Source organism: Alteromonas sp. ABE4_545, from assembly GCF_056161325.1.
In genome coordinates this window covers 59260-78616 of sequence record NZ_JBSWYY010000010.1, presented here as the reverse complement: position 1 = coordinate 78616, position 19357 = coordinate 59260, and the positions used below count along the sequence as shown (strand labels likewise).

Here is a 19357-nt window from a genome sequence, read left to right as displayed (position 1 = left end):
TTATAAAAGCGTTTTTGTAAGGATATTGTATACCATAGACAAAATATTTTCTTCTCATACATTTTTTGCTTAATTATTCCAATTTGGAACAGGTTGCTTGAGCAAGTGTTCAACGAAAAAGGCAAACTGTTTACGTTGGATGTAGTCTATCGGGCCGGTTGAACGGCCGGTAGAATGTTCTCCACCTGGCACAATGAGCAAATCGAATGTCTTGTTCGCTTTAATCAACGCATTCACGACTTGCATTGACGATGCAGGGTCGACGTTACTGTCTTGTTCGCCATTGATAATCAACAGGTTACCTTGCAAGTTGGCGGCGTGCTCCATACCTGATGCGTCAATATAAGATTGGTCTACTGGGTAGCCCATCCATTGCTCGTTCCAACTCATTTTATCCATGCGGTTGTCATAGCAGCCTGCAAACGCAACGCCAACGGTATAAAAATCTGGGTGGAAAAGTAAAGCGCCCAACGTGCTTTGCCCTCCCGCTGATGCGCCATAAATACCAACGCCGTCAGCAATGTTATACCAGCTAAATTGTTTGGCCGCTGCTTGGTGCCACAAAATACGGTCTGGGAAACCCGAATCACCTAAGTTTTTCCACGCAACGTCATGAAAAGCTTTCGAACGATTGGCTGTGCCCATGCCATCCATTTGTACCACGATAAAACCCAAGTTGGCTAAAGCTTGCATGCCAACCACCTTGTCTCCACCTGAGTGATAACCAAAGGGCCAAAAGGTTTTAGGCACAAAACTGTCGTGCGGGCCAGCATAGATGTTTTCAATAACGGGGTAAGATTTAGTGGGGTCGAAATCGATTGGTTTGACGATCAAACCCCAAATGTCGGTTTTACCGTCTCGACCTTTGGCAACAAAAGGGGTTGGCGGTACGTAACCCGCTTGTTGTAGTTTATCCATTTTCCCTGTGGCGATGGTACGGATCGGTTCACCAGTAGTCGTATCTCGCAATTTTGCGACATTAGGTAAATCTACACGAGAGTACACATCGACGTAATAACGCATGTCCGGTGAGAAACTGACTTGATGAGAGGCGTGTTCAGGTGTTAACTCAGTGAGTTTGCTGCCGTCAAAATTCACTCGATAAACGTGCTCAAAATAAGGGTCTTCACTTTGGTTCATGCCACTGGCGACGAAGTAAATTTGGCGTTTGCTGTCATCAACATGAAGTACTCGACGTACAGGCCATTCACCTTTTGTGATTTGCTGTTTTACCTTACCTGATTTGCCGTCGATTAAATACAGGTGAGCCCAGCCATCACGCTCTGAGCGCCAGATAATTTCCTCGCCTTTATTTTGTACATCGTGGAAAAAGCCATACCACTGATAAACAAAGGTTTCGGCTTGTTCATCAATAACCACCTTTGTGCTGGCTGTGGAGCGATCAACGGCAATTAAACGCTCATCTTGGTGCCCGCGTTGAGTATAGTGAAAGGCAAAGCTTTGACTATCTTCACGCCAATAGAACTGGGTTAGCATGTAGGCTTCTGAAAACAGCGATTCATCAATGATTGTCGTTTTGTGTGTCGCGACATCGATCAGAATGGGTTGGTCGTGATCCACGCGATCGCCGGGTTTAGGGTAAAGCTGAGTGATCACTTTGGGCTGAAGTTGATCGTCTGGTGAACTGAGCACACGGGTAACATACCTTTGCTCACCAGGCTCAACTTTTACCACCACAAGCGCTTGGCTGTCAGGTGACCAAGAGACAGATTCAATGTCATAAAAATTGTCTTTGGTTCCGTCGTTGGTGCTGATTACCGTTTTGCCGTCGTTTTTAATAGCAATGTTGTAGCCAGACTGAACAACTGTGTATTTTTCATCGGGAGATGGGATTTTGGTTTGCGATACATCCACGCGTAAGTCGCGAACCACGCCATCGGCTTTAGGTCTTCCTGAGTATTCAATCGCGTGACATTCACTGCCATCAAGTGCACATTGCCAAGGTTCATAATGAAAGCTAAAGCTGATTTGGCTGTCAGTAAGATAAAACTGGTCGAAGGGAAGGGTATTGGCGTGAGTGGTTTCGCCAGTCGCGATTGTTAGTGCGTTGGCGATGGCATTCTGATCAAATGCTAATACCGCTTCACCGGTTTGCACATTTTCCTTGTAATAAGCAAAGCCGCCTTCAACGGTTTTTCTATACGTAATATATGTGCCGTCTTGTGTCCAGGTTACTGGAAACACCACGTCTTCAGTGAGTGTTTTCCAATTTTCTCTCAACCCCACTGAGTGGGCAAAATCTTGTTTTGTCGGCGCTGCGGTAACACTTAAAGTCGTGCTTACCAGTGAACCTAATAATAATGCAGTGAATTTCAATCTTGCGTCCCTTTAGTTAGCCTGTTTGGCCTGTTTTGTGGTTATTTGCGGAGCGGAGTGTGGTGATCCTTGACTCGATGCGGTGTCGACGCTGACTTTGTTAAAACAGAACCAGTTGGCATAACAATACAAGCCTGAGATAAATAAAACAAAAAAGTGATACCACAAATACGGTAGATACGCGGTAGTCGCAACGCCTAAGGTTGTTGCCATAAAAACACCCCCGTCGGTCCACGGTACCATTGGCGTAGTTACCGTACCGCCAGCTTCTGTATTGCGTGACAGTACCCGCCTGTCGACACCTAACTGGTCGTAATTTTTTCCGGTAATGGTACTTGCCGTAATCAGCGAGACATAGGCGGCGCCACCTAATACATTACCGAGGAAACCGGCTAACAATGTAGAGGTACCCAAGCGACCCAAGTTGTTCGCCCATTTCTGTAACCCATTAGCAATTGTACTTAAGACACCAGTGACTTCCATCAAGCCACCTAAGCCCAACGCAAGTATGACAAGTACAATAACCTCTAACATTGAAACTATGCCCCCGCGATTGAGCAATAAATTTAAAAAAGTCACCGGGGAGTCTATATGATTACCAGAATATAATGTGGAGATAGCGTCAACAGCGGGGAGCTGTTCAAAAATAATGGCCCAAAAAACACCCAGTACCGCGCCAAAGCAAATGACGGGAACAGAGGGTAATCGCGCCATCAGCAACGCTATGACAGCCAATGCGGGAAGAAGCATATACCAAGCAATGGTGTACTCATTAGCAATGGCGTTCATGACTTCAGCGGCTTTCGCGGTACTTCCATCGTGGCCGTATTGAAACCCAACAAGGGTAAATAAGATCCCAGATAGGATCACTGCAGGTGTGCTTACGTACAGCATCGACTTTATGTGGTCGACTAAGCCTACTTTACATAGTGAGGCTGTCATAACTGTGGTGTCTGACAGGGGAGAAAGCTTGTCGCCTACATAAGCACCTGAAATGACCGCGCCTGCCACCAACGGGAGAGGGAAATCAAACCCAGCGCCAATGCCTATCATTGCAATGCCCGCTGTACCCACAGTACCAAATGAGGTACCTGTTGCCAGCGAGGTTACCGCACAAATAATAAAAGCGGCTAACAGGAATATCGAAGGGCTCATCACCGACAAACCAAGGTAAATAATATTCGGTACGATACCGCCTGCCATCCAACTGCCGATCAACGCGCCAACCGCTACCAGTACGAGGATTGCATCTAGACCTTGGGCTATTCCTGTGGTTAGGCCGTGCTGCATCTTGTCGTAATGCAAGCCGAGTAACTTACCAAAGCCAATTACGATAAACCAACTGGTAAGTAGTGCTAATTGAATGGCGATACCCAAGGTATTCACAAACAAAAAGATCACACCAATAATGGCGGCGGCGACCAACAAGATTTCATAACCTTTGGGGAGTCGGTGGGTGGTCATACTATTTTCCTATTTTTATTATTGTGCTTTAAAGTCGGTGGAAAAACGCCATTGGGTGCGATAGTCCTGCGGAATAGGCTTGTCTTGGATCAGGAGGCGTAATAGCTCGATAGGCATGGAGTTTTCAGCCATTACCCGGTCGTGGAAGGCTTTTTCGGTCCAGCCTTTTTCGAGCATTTCATTGCGCAGGGCGTAAAACTGTAAACCGCCAATCATGTACGCGAGTTGATACAAAGGGACGTAGCTGGTGGCGAAGGAGCGGCGTACTTCAGCCTCGGCGTTTGCATACTCATGACCAACGTCGTTCACCAGCATATCTATGGCTTGTTGCGGAGTGATCTGCCCAAGGTGGAATTGCAACGAGAACATGATCCTTGCGCAGCGATGAATGCGCCAGAATAACATGCCCATTTTTTGTTCTGGTGTGGTGGCGAAACCTTTATCCCACAACACAATTTCCCAGTACAAGGCCCAACCTTCGGTCCAAAATGGGGTTCTGAAAGACTGGCGATGGGGCATATTACGTTGAGCCATGAAGTACTGAAGGTTGTGACCGGGCAGTAATTCATGCTGAACCGTCGGATAAGAGAAGTTTGGGTTATTGCCACGCATGCTCATGAGCTTGTCATCGTGACTCATGTCTTCTGTGGGGTAGGAAATACTAATGCGACTGCCACCAGTGAAGAATGGATTAATCTTCTGGCGTTCTGGCGTCATCATGATCATGCGCCATGTTTCTTTTGCCAACGGCGGCAAGGTAATTAAATCTCGTTGTTCGACAAACTCTACGCTGTGAGTCATTAAATCGTTAATGGTTTGCGGCTGCATACCGGGCGCAACGTAGGTGTCTTTTACATGTTCTAAAGCCGCGCGCCAATCGTCGCCAAAGCCCATTTCGCGAGAGGCCTTAATCATCTCTTCTTTGCACCAATCAAATTGCTCTTTGGCAATGGCGATCAAATCCTCTGCGCTGTAGGGGATATATTCACTGCGTAGTTGGGCCTCTATTTCTGCTTTGCCGATGGGATGGCCGATAATCCCGCTGCCATCGTCTTTAACCGAGCTAGATCGATAGTTGCTAGTTAAAAATTCACGGTATTGGTTAAAGGCTTGGCTTAGTGTGGCGTGAGGTGTTTGCATCCACCACGTAAATTGAGGGTCGTAGTGATTATAAAAATTAAACGCTTCTTCTAACCCTTGTTGCAGCGAGTCAACCACATCCGCGGCGAGCTTGGCTTGTTGCCAGTTTTCGAAAGGGTGCTCTTTTAATGCGTTGCGCTTATGAGTAATGGCTTCTGATGCGGCGATAAAGGCTTTGGCTAGCTGAGAGCTGTTGGGTTGTGTTCCCCGACGGCGCTGGGAAATAAAGCGATTGAGAGGCTCGGCAAAGTCGACCACGCTACTCACATCGAGAAATTGCTTGTATTGCTCTGCGAGGCTTTTGCTCTCGTGCTGTACCTGTGTTTTGAGAAGAAGGTAGTCTATTTGCGCTTCACGGCTGAGATTTTCAAAGTTAATGGCGGCGAGTTTTTGTTTCCAGTCGTCCAGCATGGTGAGTTCGCGCTCAAAGTATTCTTTAGACAGGTGAACAGCGTAAAATCTATCTATTGCCTCTCTATCGGCGTTATAGGTGTATACGGTGTCTGCGAATTCACTGGTTGCAGCGTAAGACTGAGACAGGGTAATCGTTGACGCCACCGCGAAGGCGATTTTAGATAGGGTACGGAGTCGCATTTTTTTGCCATTGTTGTAGTGTTATTTTTAAATAACGTATACTATATAACTTATGTCATCAAGTGTCGGGTTAGTAATTAGGCAACGAAAAAATGTTCAATACAGAGAAATTAGCCACTTTTTCCATGGCCATTGGATTGTTCAGTTTATTGGCAGTACAAGTGTGGAATGCACTGATAGAAAAGGATTGCGTGATGGTGAGTTTGCGTGATGAATTTTTAATTGGCGGTCATTCACGCTTTTATCATAGTAACGACAGAGTTTCGTTGAAACACCAAATGATCGCGACGGCTACCCAATATTGTGCCGAGCAAGGGCAAAGCATGGCTTTGCTTAACCCTCACCAATTGACTCATGTTAACCAGCTCTTTAGGTTGGCATTGTCGGTCAAATTTACATGCCAACAACAAGATTGATGGAAGTGAATAGCACGTATTGTCTGGTGCTATTTTTTCTTTTTAAGGTCGAGATCCATCCCTTCCAAATGCACTTCAAGCGCTTCTAATGAAATTCTAATTTCTCGCACAGACTGCAGAAGAGAGTAAAGTAGCGCGACAAGGCTTGCACCAAATAACCAGTTGCCCACCGTTTGATAAGTGAGGTAAATGGCTAGCATCGACAACACACACAAGAAAAAGCTAATCACGCCAGCTTCTTGCATACGCTTAATTAAAAAGGTACGACGGCGCAAATTGCGAATTTGGGCAGTTGTATTGTCGTTGTAATCGTCTTTCGAAAAGTGACGAATTAAATTCGCCAAAGTAAGAAAACGGTTAGTGTACGCCAGCAATAACAAAGAGATTGCTGGAAACAACATAGCCGGTGTGGAAATATCAATGCTCATTATTCATGTATAAATTTGGTGTGATACAGAGATTTTACCACAAGCCTTGGTGGGAAGTAGTTATCAATATGTTGAGATTAGTTGAAGAATAATCACACTAAATAATGCCGTGAGAATAAGAGATAGCCAGAAGTGGCGCATAACCGCACGGTAGCAATAGGTCATGTCTGAGTATTTTACTTGGCGTGGCCCACCCACGCGAGGGTAACGGTATTTGACACCGTGATAAATGGCGGGGCCGCCGAGCAATATTCCCTGACCGCCGCCGAAGCTGGCTAATAACAGAGAAGTGATGTCTTTTACCTTGGCAGCTTTCAGGGCTTTAATCGCACCAAACGCATCAGACACAAATAACATGATAAAAGCGGCAATACATTGAGGAACAACACTCATTAACTTGGCCAGTAGCCGAATTGGTTTGGCAAAGTGCGTAAAACCGGGCTGACGAAAATGCCACGTGTAGGAAAATTCAAGGACAAGGCGATAAAATAACGCGCCAAGCCCGCCGGTCAGACAGTACCAAAATACCACACCACAATACTGGGTATAATATCTCAGCAGAAGCGCTTCAATAGCAGCTTTAGCAATACCGATATCTGACAAGGTAGAACAATCACGAGCCACCAGTTGAGCTAAGGTCTCTCTGGCTAGCATTTTCTTGCCGTCACCTAAATACTGAATAATTCGCTTTATACGTTTAGTTGTGCTGCCCAAGGTTAGGGCAAGGTACAGCAGCACACCGTCAAAGAACCATTGATGCTCTGCAACAAAAATAAAGAACACCAAGATCAACATTAATGGGCCAACGAGCATAATAAAGCCCAGTGAACCTGATATGTAATGCTGACTGACTGGGCTGTCTTGAGCGGGTAACACCTTGTCGGCCATTCTACGCGCTAAAAAACGCATGGCGGTGAGTGGGTGACTCGCGGCGGGTATTTGCCAAAGTTGGTCGAGCAATGCCACAACCAGCAGGGTGATTGCGACTTGCAATGGTCCAGACGTTAATAAACCTTCCATGGTGCGAAGAGAATACTTAGGCTGCCAAATGTTTGATCATACCCATAACCAACTGGGCAGAATTTTTTGATGCGGTTTCTAAGTAAGATTGAAAAGAGACCGTTGAAGTTTTGCCGGCAATGTCTGACAAACTGCGGATCACCAAGCAAGGTGTTTTCAGTATGTGACAAGTTTGCGCAATGGCGGCACCTTCCATTTCACATGCTTTCATCGTAGGAAAGGCTTCGCGAATTTGTGCGGCGGCTTCATCTGAACCGATAAAACTATCGCCAGTACAAATCAAACCGCGTTTTGATTTTATATCAGCAATTTCTTCGGCGGCTTCTTCGGCTGCGCCAATCAGACGTTCGTCGCAAGAATAAACGGCAGGCATACCACTGCATTGTCCTAGCTCATAACCAAAGTGTGTCAGGTTGACATCGTGGTGTTGTACCCCTGTACCTATGACTAAGTCGCCAATATTTAACGCACTATCAAAACCGCCTGCAGAACCGGTGTTAACCACGTAATCAGGAGAGAAGTGGTCGATTAGCATCGTTGTTGCAACCGCAGACGCCACTTTACCAATACCGCATTGCACTACCACTACTTCAATGCCGTATAACGAACCATGATAAAAAGTCAGGTGTGAGTGAGTGGTGGTTTGCATATTTTCAATGGAGGCTTTTAGCAGCGCAACTTCTTGTTCCATCGCACCTAAGATACCAATTTTCATAGTCTTCTCTTTATCTGGTTTAAAGGCAGGATTTTAGTGGAATTATGCGGGAATACCAATGCTTAAAGCAAAAAGCCATGCAATGCATGGCTTTGAGTTGTCTTTGTGATGTTGCGACCGTATTTATGCGGCTTGCGGGCCTACTTGTGGTCGACTTGAGCGCAACGGGCGAGTTGGTCGCTTATTTGGCGCTGGGGTAAAGGTTTCTGCAGCTTCAGCCATACGCTGTTGACGTTTACGCATGGGGATCAATTTGTTTTCAACGCACTCGCGGATGTCGTCTACGCTGTAACCGGCTTTGACTTTAATGCGGGCGTGGGGAATGCCAGCTGCGTCGAGTGCTCCACTTACAAACCAATCGCGTTGGGTTTTATAGCCTTCTTTCCCTTGTTTGTGCACGAGATCAATGGCGAGGATAGGTGTCATATCTTGACGGGTGCAGAGTACAAAATCGAGTTGTTTGCCTCCTGCACGTAGTTGCGCTGCTCTCGCTTGACGCTTGTTAGCGTGCTTGTGTACGGTTAATACATCGGTGAGCCTCACGCGCGATATAATTCTGAATTCATGCCCAACGGCTTGCTCAAGCAGCTGCAGAAAAGCGTGTTCCACTGGGGTAAAAAGTTGCTGCTTACCTCTAAATGGGAAGGCCACGCCACTGTCGGCGAGCTTTAACGCACCTACCGACACAACAATCAGTAACATAGTTAAAATTATAGCCAGTTCCATACCATTCCTCGATGTGTTGATGCCCGAACGTCAATTTAATGACAGATAAGGCGACCTGTTTATCTTTGGTTATGGAATTGCAAAGGCAGTGCCAATTAGATTGAAGGCGGTGCAGGCTCTTTCATCAGTAACACGTCAACTTGGGCGCCCTTGTTATCTGGGCTTACAATAACTCGGCGCAGACCATCTTGGCTGACCAGTAATGTACGGTGGTTGACGGGTTTTTTGGCTGATAAGTCTGGGTAATGAGCGAGATAAAAAGCTACCAGTGAATTGGGCGTGTCACTGACAAAATACACAAGGCTTACCGGAAAATCTGTGTCAAATCGCTGACACTGAGTGGCCTCTTGGTGTAACTTCACGCCGTGAAATTGTTCCGGGCAGGTTGTGGCTTTGGGGCCAACTGGCATTGTTTCGGCGGCTAAAAGTGCGCTTTGCCCTAGTATCATTGCCACGATTATTGAAAGTTTACGTTTCATCATTTGTCTTGTTTCGCTACCACTACAAAAACTATAGATACTGGCCCTGCATGGCGCAATGTAGTTAGGCTCGTAATAGGTATGTGAAATCCCAACAAGGTATTGTTGGTCAGGGTTATCTGATACTATCCCGCGTCGTCAACGTTAGCGGGTTAAATCTGTACATGCTACCTCCAATTTTATTACTCATCGCCACTATGTTGTGGGGAAGTTCGTTTATTGCTCTCAAAATCGCCTTCGCGGAATATTCACCTATGTGGGTGATATTTCTTCGCATGGTTGTGGCAAGTGTGTGCTTTTTATTAATGTGGAAAGGGCTACGCAGTTTTAAGTATCACAAGGGAGATTGGAAGCTCTTGTTACTGATGTCTGTGGCTGAACCTTGTTTGTATTTCATCTTTGAGGCGATGGCACTGCAATATACGTCGGCAGCGCAAGCGGGTATGGTGACAGCCGTTTTACCGCCAATGGCGGCTGGACTCGCATTCTTGTTCCTCAAAGAGCGCATGACTGCCACGGCCCAGTTTGGTTTTTTTGTCGCCTTTATTGGTCTTGTTTGGTTAAGCTGGGCGGCCGAAGAAAATGAGCATGCCAGTAACCCTATCTTGGGCAATAGTCTGGAGCTGGCCGCTATGGCGTGTTCGGCGGTGTATTGTGTGTGTTTAAAGAAGCTGTCTACTCGTTATACGCCCTTGGTATTAACCTCATTACAGGCATTTTCGGGAACGATATTTTTTATGCCTTTGGCGTTTTCTCAGGGCGTGCCCACGCTGACACTGGGGCCAGCGTTGTATGCTATTGTTTTTCTAGGTGTTTGCGTCACGCTAGGCGCGTATTTGCTATACAACATCGCGATTACCAAAATGGACCTGACCAAGGCGACTATTTTTAGTAATCTCATTCCTGTTTATACCATTGGGTTTGCTTTTTGGTTGCTGGATGAGAGCCTGACAAGTAGTCAGTTGATGGCGTGCGGTTTGATTTTGTCTGGTGTGGTGCTGGGGCAATCTCGTCGTCGTAAAGTACCATTAAACGTTGCTCAAGAGGCTGTTGAATAGCCGGAGTAAAATGTAAAAGCGGCCGTGTTTTCCACGACCGCTTTTGGCAAACTTTGTTAATTCAATGAATTAAAAACTCACCGTCACACCAGCCCAAAAGTTTCTGGCCTTGTCCTTAACGTTATAGTCGTCAGTAAAGTTCACTTCACTGGTCACGCCTCGGCCTGTGAGATATTCAAATTGGCCATCGCCATTGAGATCGTCATAGGTCACAGAATAAGTGGTAAAGTCTCTATCGAGTAAGTTGTTTACCCGTAAATTTACGACTACGTATTCATTGAGTTGCCAGCGAGCACCTAAATGCAGCATGGTGTAATTTTTAAAATAGAGCTCGCGATCTAACGTAGAGTCGTAGCCACGGTATCTATCTGAACGAACCTCTGCTTGCAGATAAACATTCAAGTCGGCGTTAATATCCCAAGTAAGGTTGGCATTGGCCATGTGCTCTGCGGTATTGGTAAGTGGTAGGCCAATTTGAGAGCCGCTCTTTTGCTCGCTGTCAGTCCACGTATAGTTGGCATACAGCGACCAATCTTCAGTAATGCCATACCGACCCGCAATTTCCACACCTTGCAGTTCTACTTTGTCGATATTGATGTTTTGGCTATAGGTGTCATAACCCAACTCATCATATTCCCCTAAGTTTACGCAAGGGCGAACGCCACCGGTTGTCGCACAACTTTGTACCGTATCACCACGTGCGATCTTGTCGTCAAAATCAGTTTTGAAGTAGGTAATGTTGAAACTGTGGGCATCGCGACTCCAATACAGCGCGATCTCTGAGTTAACACTCGTTTCAGGGGTGAGCTCAGGGTTACCTGCAAATGGGCTGGTACCTTGACCACCAAAGCCGGTAATGCCATCGTACAAATCGGTGGTTTCTGGTGTTTTATAACCCGTACTAACACCGCCTTTCACTGTCCAATAATCTGAAATATTGTAAACCGCGTAGATGCGAGGAGAGGTCTGGCTACCGAATACATCGTGATTGTCATAACGGAAACCAGCGGTCACTGTCATATCGTCGATGAAACTCCAGTTATCTTCGAGGAACAATGAGTACATCTTTTGTTCCTGCACTGCGCCGGGCGAGCCAGACTCCAGACCAAATACACCGTCTTTTAACTCACCGTCAATAACTTGTGTACCCAATACCAAGTTGTGATCGCCCACAACGTCCTGGATCGGGATATCTAAACGCAAATCAAACGTATATTGTTGGCTATCGAGTGGGCGAGCAGGGCGAGGTAAAAAAGTATCTTCAGCGAGGTCGCGACGCGCCTCTTCGGTCATGCCTTCATAATCGCCTGTACCATCGTACATTTGTTGCAGCAATTGACGTTCTGACACGCTAAGCGGCAAAGTACGTCCATTGTTTTGGGTGTCGACAAAAGACAGTGAGGCGGCAAGGGTACCAAAGTCCCATTTTCCATCATAAGTTAAAGCCCACCATTCACGGTCAAACTCTTGTTCAGCCGCATAGCCAGCACGCGGATTCACTTGGCCTCGACGACTCTGCCAGATACTTTCAATGCTATCGCGAGTACCCAGTGGGTAAATGATTTCGCCAGTTTCAAGGTTGTATTCTGGCGTATTGTCATACTCTTGGTGTGAGTTGTCGTAGTCGAAGCCAAATTCATGACCTTCTGCTGCGGTATAGTTTAAGCTGAAACCATAGTGTTCGCTGTTGTTGTCAACAGTGCGGCCGCCACCGCCAAAGCCCAGCGAGCGCATGTGCTCTACACCATTGGGATCAATCGCTGGTGCCAACTGTGGTGTTGACGCTTGTTGTTCGTATAAACTTCCACGAATGCCCAAGCTCAATACGTTATCAATCAGCGGGCCTGTTACCGAAAAGTCGGTGGTGATGTCGTTGCCGAAGTCGTTGTTAGTTTGCAGGCTGCGCCCGAAGGTAATATTACCGCCCCATTCGCTGCGATGCTTCTTGGTAATGACATTGATAACACCGCCGAGAGCGTCAGCGCCATACAAAGTAGAAGCTGGCCCGCGAATGACTTCGATTCGCTCAATGGTATCCAGTGGTGGCATGTGATTAAAGGCGTTACCACCGAAGTTGTTGGGGTATATATCGCCATGGTTATTTTGGCGACGACCATCTATGAGTAGCAGGGTATATTCACCCGTTAGGCCACGCATACTAACGCTGCCTTGGCCTGTTTTGTCTCGCGTTGTACCTATATCAATCCCTTCCTGAAATTGCACCGCATCCAAGAGAGAGGTAAATGAACGCGCTTTGAGGTCTTCCGCTGTAATCACTGAAATACTGGCAGGAGCCTGAGTGATTTTTTGTTCGTATCCAGTGGCTGTCACCACTAAGTGTTCGATGTTCTCGGAGTCGGGAACTGCATTGGCAGAAACCATAGAAACCATGCCTACATTAATGGCGATGGCGAGACTTGTTTGGCGCATTCTCATTGAGATGTCCTTTTGTGAGTGTGTTTTTATGTCGGTGTTTTGAATCGGGGTACATGATAAGTTTTGTAAAGGTAATGTCAACGTTAATGCGAATGGTTTTCATTATTGGATTTTATATTGCTGTTTTGTAAGGGGTTTATTGATAAATTGCCGCTTGACGTTTCTTTGCATTTCTTTGCGTTTGCGGTTTTGTCGCGTAAATGTATACATAGATAAGGGTAAATTTGAGGGGGTGGAATAGGGGAGGCCCCAGGAAAGTAAACTTAGATAATTGTAATGAAAATAATTAAGCGCATAAAAAAGCACGATTAACGACAAGTCGTGTTAATCGTGCTTGATAAGTTTTATATACGGCTGCGTAAAACTAACGCCTCGCGTATCGCAATTTGAATACAGCGCTTACACGCCGATGTAATCCATGATCCCATCAGCCGCTTTACGGCCTTCATCAATTGCTGTCACTACTAGGTCGCTGCCGCGAACCATATCGCCACCGGCAAAGATTTTCGGGTTTGACGTTTGGTAAGCAAATTGGCCATTGGCTGGAGCGCGAACACGGCCTCTCTCATCTAGAATGATACCGTACTCGGCAAACCAAGGGGCTGGGCTAGGCTGGAAGCCAAAGGCGATGATCACTGCATCGGCTTCCATTACAAATTCAGAGCCTTCAACCACTTCTGGACGACGGCGACCTTGAGCATCGGGTGCGCCCATTTCTGTGCGAACCATGCTTACGCCAACCGTTTTGCCATTTTCGTCAACCGCGATATCTAAAGGCATTACGTTGAACTCAAATTCAACGCCTTCTTCTTTGGCATTAACCACTTCGCGGCGTGAACCTGGCATGCTTTGTTCGTCACGACGATAAGCACAAGTCACCTTATCAGCACCTTGGCGAATAGAAGTACGTACACAGTCCATGGTGGTATCACCACCACCGAGTACTACCACTTTCTTGCCTTGCATATCGATGTATTCGCTTGGGTCTTTCTCAAGCCCCATGACGCGATTTGTATTCGCGATAAGGAAAGGTAGCGCTTCGAATACGCCCTCAGCGCCTTCGTTGTCAAAACCGCCTTTCATGTACTTGTAGGTACCCATACCAAGGAATACGGCATCGTAATCGTTCAGTAGTTGCTCGAAAGGAATGTCTTTGCCTATTTCGGTGCCGAGCACAAACTCAACACCCATTTCGGTAAAGATTTCACGACGCAGTTTGATCACGTCTTTTTCAAGCTTGAACGATGGAATACCAAACGTAAGCAGGCCGCCAATCTCGTCGTATTTATCAAATACCACGGGTTTTACGCCGTTGCGTACTAGAATATCAGCGCATGCAAGGCCAGCAGGGCCTGCACCAACAATAGCGACTTTTTTGTCAGTCCATGTAACGCCTGACATGTCAGGGCGCCAGCCCATTTTAAACGCCGTATCGGTGATGTATTTTTCAATACTACCAATTGTTACTGCGCCAAAATCATCATTCAGAGTACACGCACCTTCACATAAACGGTCTTGTGGGCATACGCGGCCGCAGACTTCAGGCAGGCTATTGGTTTTGTGAGACAGCTCTGCTGCCTCCAAAATTTTGCCTTCGTTTGCCAATGCTAACCATTGTGGAATGTAGTTGTGCACGGGGCACTTCCATTCACAGTAGGGGTTACCACAGTCCAGACAGCGATCGGCTTGACCTTCTGTCTGTGATTGACTCAATGGCTGGTAAATCTCTGCAAATTCAGACTTACGCACCACGATTGGCTTTTTAGGTGGATCAATTCTTTCTACATCAACAAATTGATAAACGTTCTTTGCCATTTGTTACCCCCTCCTATTGTGCCTGTACGCGCAATTCTGCGCTTGAACGGCTAATGTGGCCCAACAGGTTTTTCACATCACTGGTTTTCGGTTTAATTAACTTGAAGCGCGTTAACGCATTCGCAAAATCAGTCAACAAGGACAATGAATGCTCACTGCCTGTCTCTTCATAATGCTGGTTAATCAAGCCACGAAGGTGTTCGGTAAGAATACCTTTTTGCTCAATGTCGAGGATCTCAACCAGTTCAGGGTTAACACGGTCTTGTAGGTCATTGTGCTCGTCGTAAAGATAAGCAAAACCACCTGTCATACCGGCACCAAAGTTCACGCCAATTCCGCCCAATACAGCAACAATACCGCCAGTCATGTATTCACAAGCGTTGTCGCCAGCGCCTTCAACGACTGCAATGGCACCAGAGTTACGCACACCGAAACGTTCACCAGCACGGCCAGCAGCAAATAACTTACCGCCTGTTGCACCGTATAAACAGGTGTTACCCATAATGGCACTGTTGTGTGTATCGAAAGTCACGCCTTTGGGAGGGTGGATCACCAGCTTACCGCCGGTCATGCCTTTACCTACGTAATCGTTTGCGTCACCTTCTAGGTACATGTTCAAACCACCGGCATTCCAAACACCAAAGCTTTGGCCACATGTTCCTCTGAAGCGAACAGTAATCGGCATGTCTTCCATGTCGTGGTTGCCGTAACGCTTGGCAATTTCACCAGACAAGGTAGCGCCAACAGAGCGGTCTGTGTTGCGAATTGGGTAATTCAACAACAGGCCTTTACCTGCCTCTACGGCGGCTTTGGCGTCTTTAACCATTTGAGCGTTCAGCAAACCTTTATCCAACGGCGCGTTGGTGGTTTGTGAACAGAACAAACGCGTATGTTCTGCTGCTTCTGGCTTCTCTAATAATGGCGAAAGGTCGAGCTTACTTTGTTTCGCGGTATAACCGTCGATAACTGCTAGCAGCTCAGTGCGGCCGATGAGTTCATCAAGTTTGCGCACACCCATTGAAGCCATAATTTCACGCACTTCTTGAGCAATGAACTTAAAGTAGTTCATCACCATTTCGGGTAAGCCGATGTAGTGCTCTTCGCGAAGTTTTTCATCCTGCGTTGCAACACCTGTCGCACAGTTGTTTAAGTGGCAAATACGCAAGTATTTACAACCTAACGCCACCATAGGACCAGTACCAAAACCGAAGCTTTCAGCACCGAGGATTGCCGCTTTAATCACGTCTAAGCCCGTTTTCAAACCGCCATCGGTTTGTACGCGTACTTTGTGGCGCAAGCCGTTTTCAACTAGCGCTTGTTGTGTTTCCGCTAGGCCTAGCTCAAATGGGCTACCGGCGTATTTCACAGACGTTAATGGGCTTGCCCCCGTACCGCCGTCATAACCAGAAACGGTGATCAGGTCAGCATAGGCTTTGGCAACACCCGTAGCGATAGTCCCTACACCTGGCTCAGATACCAGTTTCACTGAGATAAGCGCAGTAGGGTTAACTTGCTTCAAGTCGAAAATGAGCTGAGCCAAATCTTCGATTGAATAAATATCGTGGTGGGGCGGTGGTGAAATAAGCGTAACGCCGGGCACTGAGAAACGCAGTTCAGCGATATACTTGTTCACCTTGTCACCGGGTAACTGACCACCTTCACCGGGCTTCGCACCCTGTGCCACTTTAATTTGAATAACGTTCGCATTCACCAAATAGTGGGGTGTGACACCAAAGCGACCAGACGCCACTTGTTTGATTTTCGAGTTACGCTCAGTGTTGAATCGTTTTGGATCTTCGCCGCCCTCACCAGAGTTAGACTGGCCACCCAAGCGGTTCATTGCAATGGCTAGCGCTTCGTGTGCCTCTGGGCTCAACGCACCAATCGACATAGCCGCAGTATCAAAACGCGGGAACAAGCTTTCAGCAGGCTCCACTTCGCTGATATCAATAGCTTCGGCATCAGGTGTGACTTTTAATAGATCACGCAATTGTGCTGGTGCACGACCGTTCACTAACGCTGAAAACGTTTGGTAATCTGTGTATTCGCCAGACACAACAGCTTGTTGCAAGCTCTTCACGATATCTGGGTTGTACGCGTGATACTCGCCACCGTGAACGTATTTTAACAAGCCGCCGTGGCTAATCGATTTGCGTTTTAGCCAAGCGATGCGATTAAGGTTAATTTGGTCTTGTTCGAAATCTTCAAAACCTGCACCTTGAATACGCGAAGGTACGCCTTTAAAGCAGAGTTCAGTCACGTCTTTGTTGATACCAATCGCTTCGAACAGTTTCGAGCTACGGTAACTGGCAACAGTGCTGATCCCCATTTTCGACATGATTTTGTACAAGCCTTTATTGATACCTTTACGGTAGTTCAACATTGCTTGCATTGGTGTGATGTCTAAATCGCCTTTATCACAAAGCTGCTCAATGGTTTCATAAGCGAGGAATGGATAAATAGCTGTCGCACCTAGGCCAATCAACACGGCGAAGTGATGAGGGTCTCGGGCAGAAGCGGTTTCCACTACAATGTTTGCATCACAACGCAATGCTTTATCAATGAGGCGACGTTGCACTGCGCCCACCGCCATCGCGGCAGGGATGGGTAAACGATTCTGTTTAATATTGCGATCCGAAAGAATCACAAAGGCAGCGCGTTTCTGTTTAACGAGGTATTCCACTTCGTTACAAATTCGCTCAATGGCTTTCTTCAAACCTTCTTCTTGCGAGTACATCAACTCAACCACTTCTGAGTAATAGTTCTCAGGGTTGAATTCACGTAATTGCTTGAGGTCTGTGTACATTAATATGGGTGAGTTGAACAACACGCGGTCAGCGTAACCACTGGTTTCGCTAAAGACGTTTTGCTCGCGCCCGATACAAGTCGCCAATGACATCACGTGGTTTTCACGCAATGGATCAATGGGTGGGTTGGTAACCTGAGCAAATTGCTGACGGAAGTAGTCGTAAAGTGTACGGTGCTTCGACGACATGACTGCCATTGGCGTGTCATCGCCCATCGAACCTACGGCTTCTTGCCCGTCTTTACCCAATACCTTAATCACTTGATGAATTTCTTCATAGCTGTAGTTATACAGCTTGTGATAAATGCTCATTGTATTGTCGTCGAAGACACGTTGACCAATCAATGAAGCATCGAGTTTTTCGATAGGGGTAAGATGACGAATGTGTTTGTCTAGCCACTCTTTATATGGGTGACGTACTTTCAATTCATCGTCGATTTCAGTAGAACGCCAGATCTTACCTGTGTAAGTGTCCACGGCAAGCATTTCACCGGGACCAACGCGGCCTTTTTCAACTACGTCGTGTTCGCTGTAGTCCCAAATGCCGATTTCTGAGGCAAGGGTAATAAAGCCATTTTTGGTTAACACATAACGAGCTGGGCGCAAACCGTTGCGGTCTAGGTTACAGGCTACGTGACGACCATTGGTCATTACAATACCTGCAGGGCCGTCCCACGGTTCCATATGCATTGAGTTAAACTCGTAAAACGCACGTAGTTCAGGGTCCATCGTCGCGTTGTTTTGATATGCTGGTGGCACTAGCAAGCGCATGGCACGGAACAAGTCCATACCGCCAGCCAGGAATAGCTCTAGCATATTGTCTAACGATGAAGAGTCAGAACCTTCGGTATTCACGAATGGTGCTGCGTCTTTTAAGTCGGGGATCAATGGTGTGGCAAATTTGCCGCTTCGGGCTTTGGCCCAGTCGCGGTTCCCTTTGATCGTGTTGATCTCACCATTGTGTGCCAAGAAACGGAATGGCTGAGCCAAAGGCCATTTCGGCAATGTATTCGTTGAGAAACGCTGGTGGAATACACAAATAGCACTTTGCAAACGCTCGTCGGCCAAATCGGCATAGAACGCAGGCAAGTCTTTTGGCATGACCAAGCCTTTGTAAATAGTGACCAGGCCAGACAGGCAAGCCACGTAAAAGTCGGGGTCGGTTTCCAAACGTTTTTCTGCACGACGACGCACCATATATAAGCGGCGCTCGAGGTCGCGTTTACGCCATCCTGCTGGCGCATTAACAAAAACCTGCTCGATTTGGGGTACGCCTGTCAATGCAAGCTCACCAAGCACGTCTTTATTGACTGGCACTTTACGCCAACCAACAACAGACAAGGTTTCTTTTTCTAACTCTTCATTCAGCACGTCGCGTGCTGCTTGAGCGAGTTCAGTGTCCTGGCTAAGAAAAATCATACCCACGCCGTACTTTTTGCTGAGTTTCCAGCCATTTTCGTCGGCGATCGCATGGAAGAATGCGTCGGGTTTTTGCAATAAAAGGCCACAGCCGTCGCCGGTCTTACCATCGGCTGCAATACCGCCACGGTGTTGCATTCGATCCAGACCTTCAATAGCTGTTTCAACCAGTGAATGGCTTGCCTCTCCGTGAATATGGGCGATCAAGCCGAATCCACAGTTATCCCGAGAATCGGTGGGATTGTATAAACTCATCTCATAACTCCTTCAACCTTCGACTGGGCAAGGTACTTGTTGTGTGTTTTTGCGCAGAGGTTAGGCCACTACAACAAATTATTATTATGTGACGTATCTACCGGGCAATGGCGCCCAGACAATCGCGTCTTATTGTCGTTTATTATTATTAGAGGATACCAGTCGTGTACCGCATTTTTATGCATGTTTACCAAGCGGGCCGTACAACATACCGACATTAAATAGCAAAATCAATTACAAAGTTGGTAG

Annotated in this window: 13 protein-coding genes; 2 read left to right on the top strand and 11 right to left on the bottom strand. The window is 46.9% G+C overall.

Annotated features, from left to right (window positions below; all coding sequences use genetic code 11):
- Positions 1 to 69 precede the first annotated feature (69 nt).
- The 3 genes from ACXAH6_RS11295 to ACXAH6_RS11285 are packed head-to-tail and all read right to left on the bottom strand — an operon-like array spanning position 70 to position 5535.
- Positions 70 to 2337 carry a S9 family peptidase gene (locus tag ACXAH6_RS11295; RefSeq protein ID WP_474876886.1) on the bottom strand — a complete coding sequence of 756 codons (2268 nt, stop codon included), beginning with the start codon at positions 2335 to 2337 and terminating at the stop codon, positions 70 to 72.
- Positions 2338 to 2349: 12 nt separating this feature from the next.
- The gene (nhaC, locus tag ACXAH6_RS11290; protein WP_474876884.1) at positions 2350 to 3801 is read right to left on the bottom strand and encodes a Na+/H+ antiporter NhaC; all 1452 of its coding nucleotides are present in this window, start codon (positions 3799 to 3801) and stop codon (positions 2350 to 2352) included.
- Positions 3802 to 3819: 18 nt separating this feature from the next.
- Positions 3820 to 5535 carry a DUF885 family protein gene (locus ACXAH6_RS11285; protein ID WP_474876883.1) on the bottom strand — a complete coding sequence of 572 codons (1716 nt, stop codon included), beginning with the start codon at positions 5533 to 5535 and terminating at the stop codon, positions 3820 to 3822.
- A gap of 92 nt (positions 5536 to 5627) precedes the next feature.
- Between ACXAH6_RS11285 and ACXAH6_RS11280 the strand changes: the two genes are divergently transcribed.
- Positions 5628 to 5951, top strand: a complete 324-nt coding sequence (locus tag ACXAH6_RS11280) for a hypothetical protein (protein WP_474876882.1) — start codon at positions 5628 to 5630, stop codon at positions 5949 to 5951.
- 29 nt (positions 5952 to 5980) lie between these two features.
- Here the strand turns inward: ACXAH6_RS11280 and ACXAH6_RS11275 are convergent, their stop codons facing one another.
- The 5 genes from ACXAH6_RS11275 to ACXAH6_RS11255 all read right to left on the bottom strand — a co-directional run bounded on the left by ACXAH6_RS11275 (position 5981) and on the right by ACXAH6_RS11255 (position 9322).
- Positions 5981 to 6379 (bottom strand): DUF2721 domain-containing protein, encoded by a 399-nt coding sequence (locus ACXAH6_RS11275; RefSeq protein WP_474876880.1) that lies wholly within the window; start codon positions 6377 to 6379, stop codon positions 5981 to 5983.
- 63 nt (positions 6380 to 6442) lie between these two features.
- Positions 6443 to 7399, bottom strand: coding sequence for a cobalamin biosynthesis protein CobD/CbiB (locus ACXAH6_RS11270; protein ID WP_474876878.1), 957 nt, complete (start codon positions 7397 to 7399; stop codon positions 6443 to 6445).
- Positions 7400 to 7415: 16 nt separating this feature from the next.
- Positions 7416 to 8114, bottom strand: coding sequence for a 5'-methylthioadenosine/adenosylhomocysteine nucleosidase (locus tag ACXAH6_RS11265; RefSeq protein ID WP_474876876.1), 699 nt, complete (start codon positions 8112 to 8114; stop codon positions 7416 to 7418).
- Positions 8115 to 8237: 123 nt separating this feature from the next.
- Positions 8238 to 8840: a DUF2726 domain-containing protein gene (locus tag ACXAH6_RS11260; RefSeq protein WP_474876874.1), complete on the bottom strand. Its 603-nt coding sequence runs from the start codon at positions 8838 to 8840 to the stop codon at positions 8238 to 8240.
- 95 nt (positions 8841 to 8935) lie between these two features.
- Positions 8936 to 9322: a hypothetical protein gene (locus ACXAH6_RS11255; protein ID WP_474876873.1), complete on the bottom strand. Its 387-nt coding sequence runs from the start codon at positions 9320 to 9322 to the stop codon at positions 8936 to 8938.
- A gap of 161 nt (positions 9323 to 9483) precedes the next feature.
- Between ACXAH6_RS11255 and ACXAH6_RS11250 the strand changes: the two genes are divergently transcribed.
- Positions 9484 to 10377, top strand: a complete 894-nt coding sequence (locus ACXAH6_RS11250; RefSeq protein WP_474876871.1) for a DMT family transporter — start codon at positions 9484 to 9486, stop codon at positions 10375 to 10377.
- Between the two features lie 69 nt (positions 10378 to 10446).
- Here ACXAH6_RS11250 and ACXAH6_RS11245 read toward each other — a convergent pair whose 3' ends face one another.
- The 3 genes from ACXAH6_RS11245 to gltB form a co-directional block, all read right to left on the bottom strand.
- The gene (locus tag ACXAH6_RS11245; RefSeq protein WP_474876969.1) at positions 10447 to 12768 is read right to left on the bottom strand and encodes a TonB-dependent receptor domain-containing protein; all 2322 of its coding nucleotides are present in this window, start codon (positions 12766 to 12768) and stop codon (positions 10447 to 10449) included.
- Between the two features lie 444 nt (positions 12769 to 13212).
- Complete coding sequence (locus tag ACXAH6_RS11240) at positions 13213 to 14628, bottom strand: FAD-dependent oxidoreductase (protein ID WP_474876869.1); 1416 nt, start codon at positions 14626 to 14628, stop codon at positions 13213 to 13215.
- A 13-nt stretch (positions 14629 to 14641) separates the two neighbouring features.
- Entirely contained in the window at positions 14642 to 19108 is a 4467-nt protein-coding gene (gene gltB / locus ACXAH6_RS11235) for a glutamate synthase large subunit (protein ID WP_474876867.1), read from the bottom strand.
- Positions 19109 to 19357: the final 249 nt, after the last annotated feature.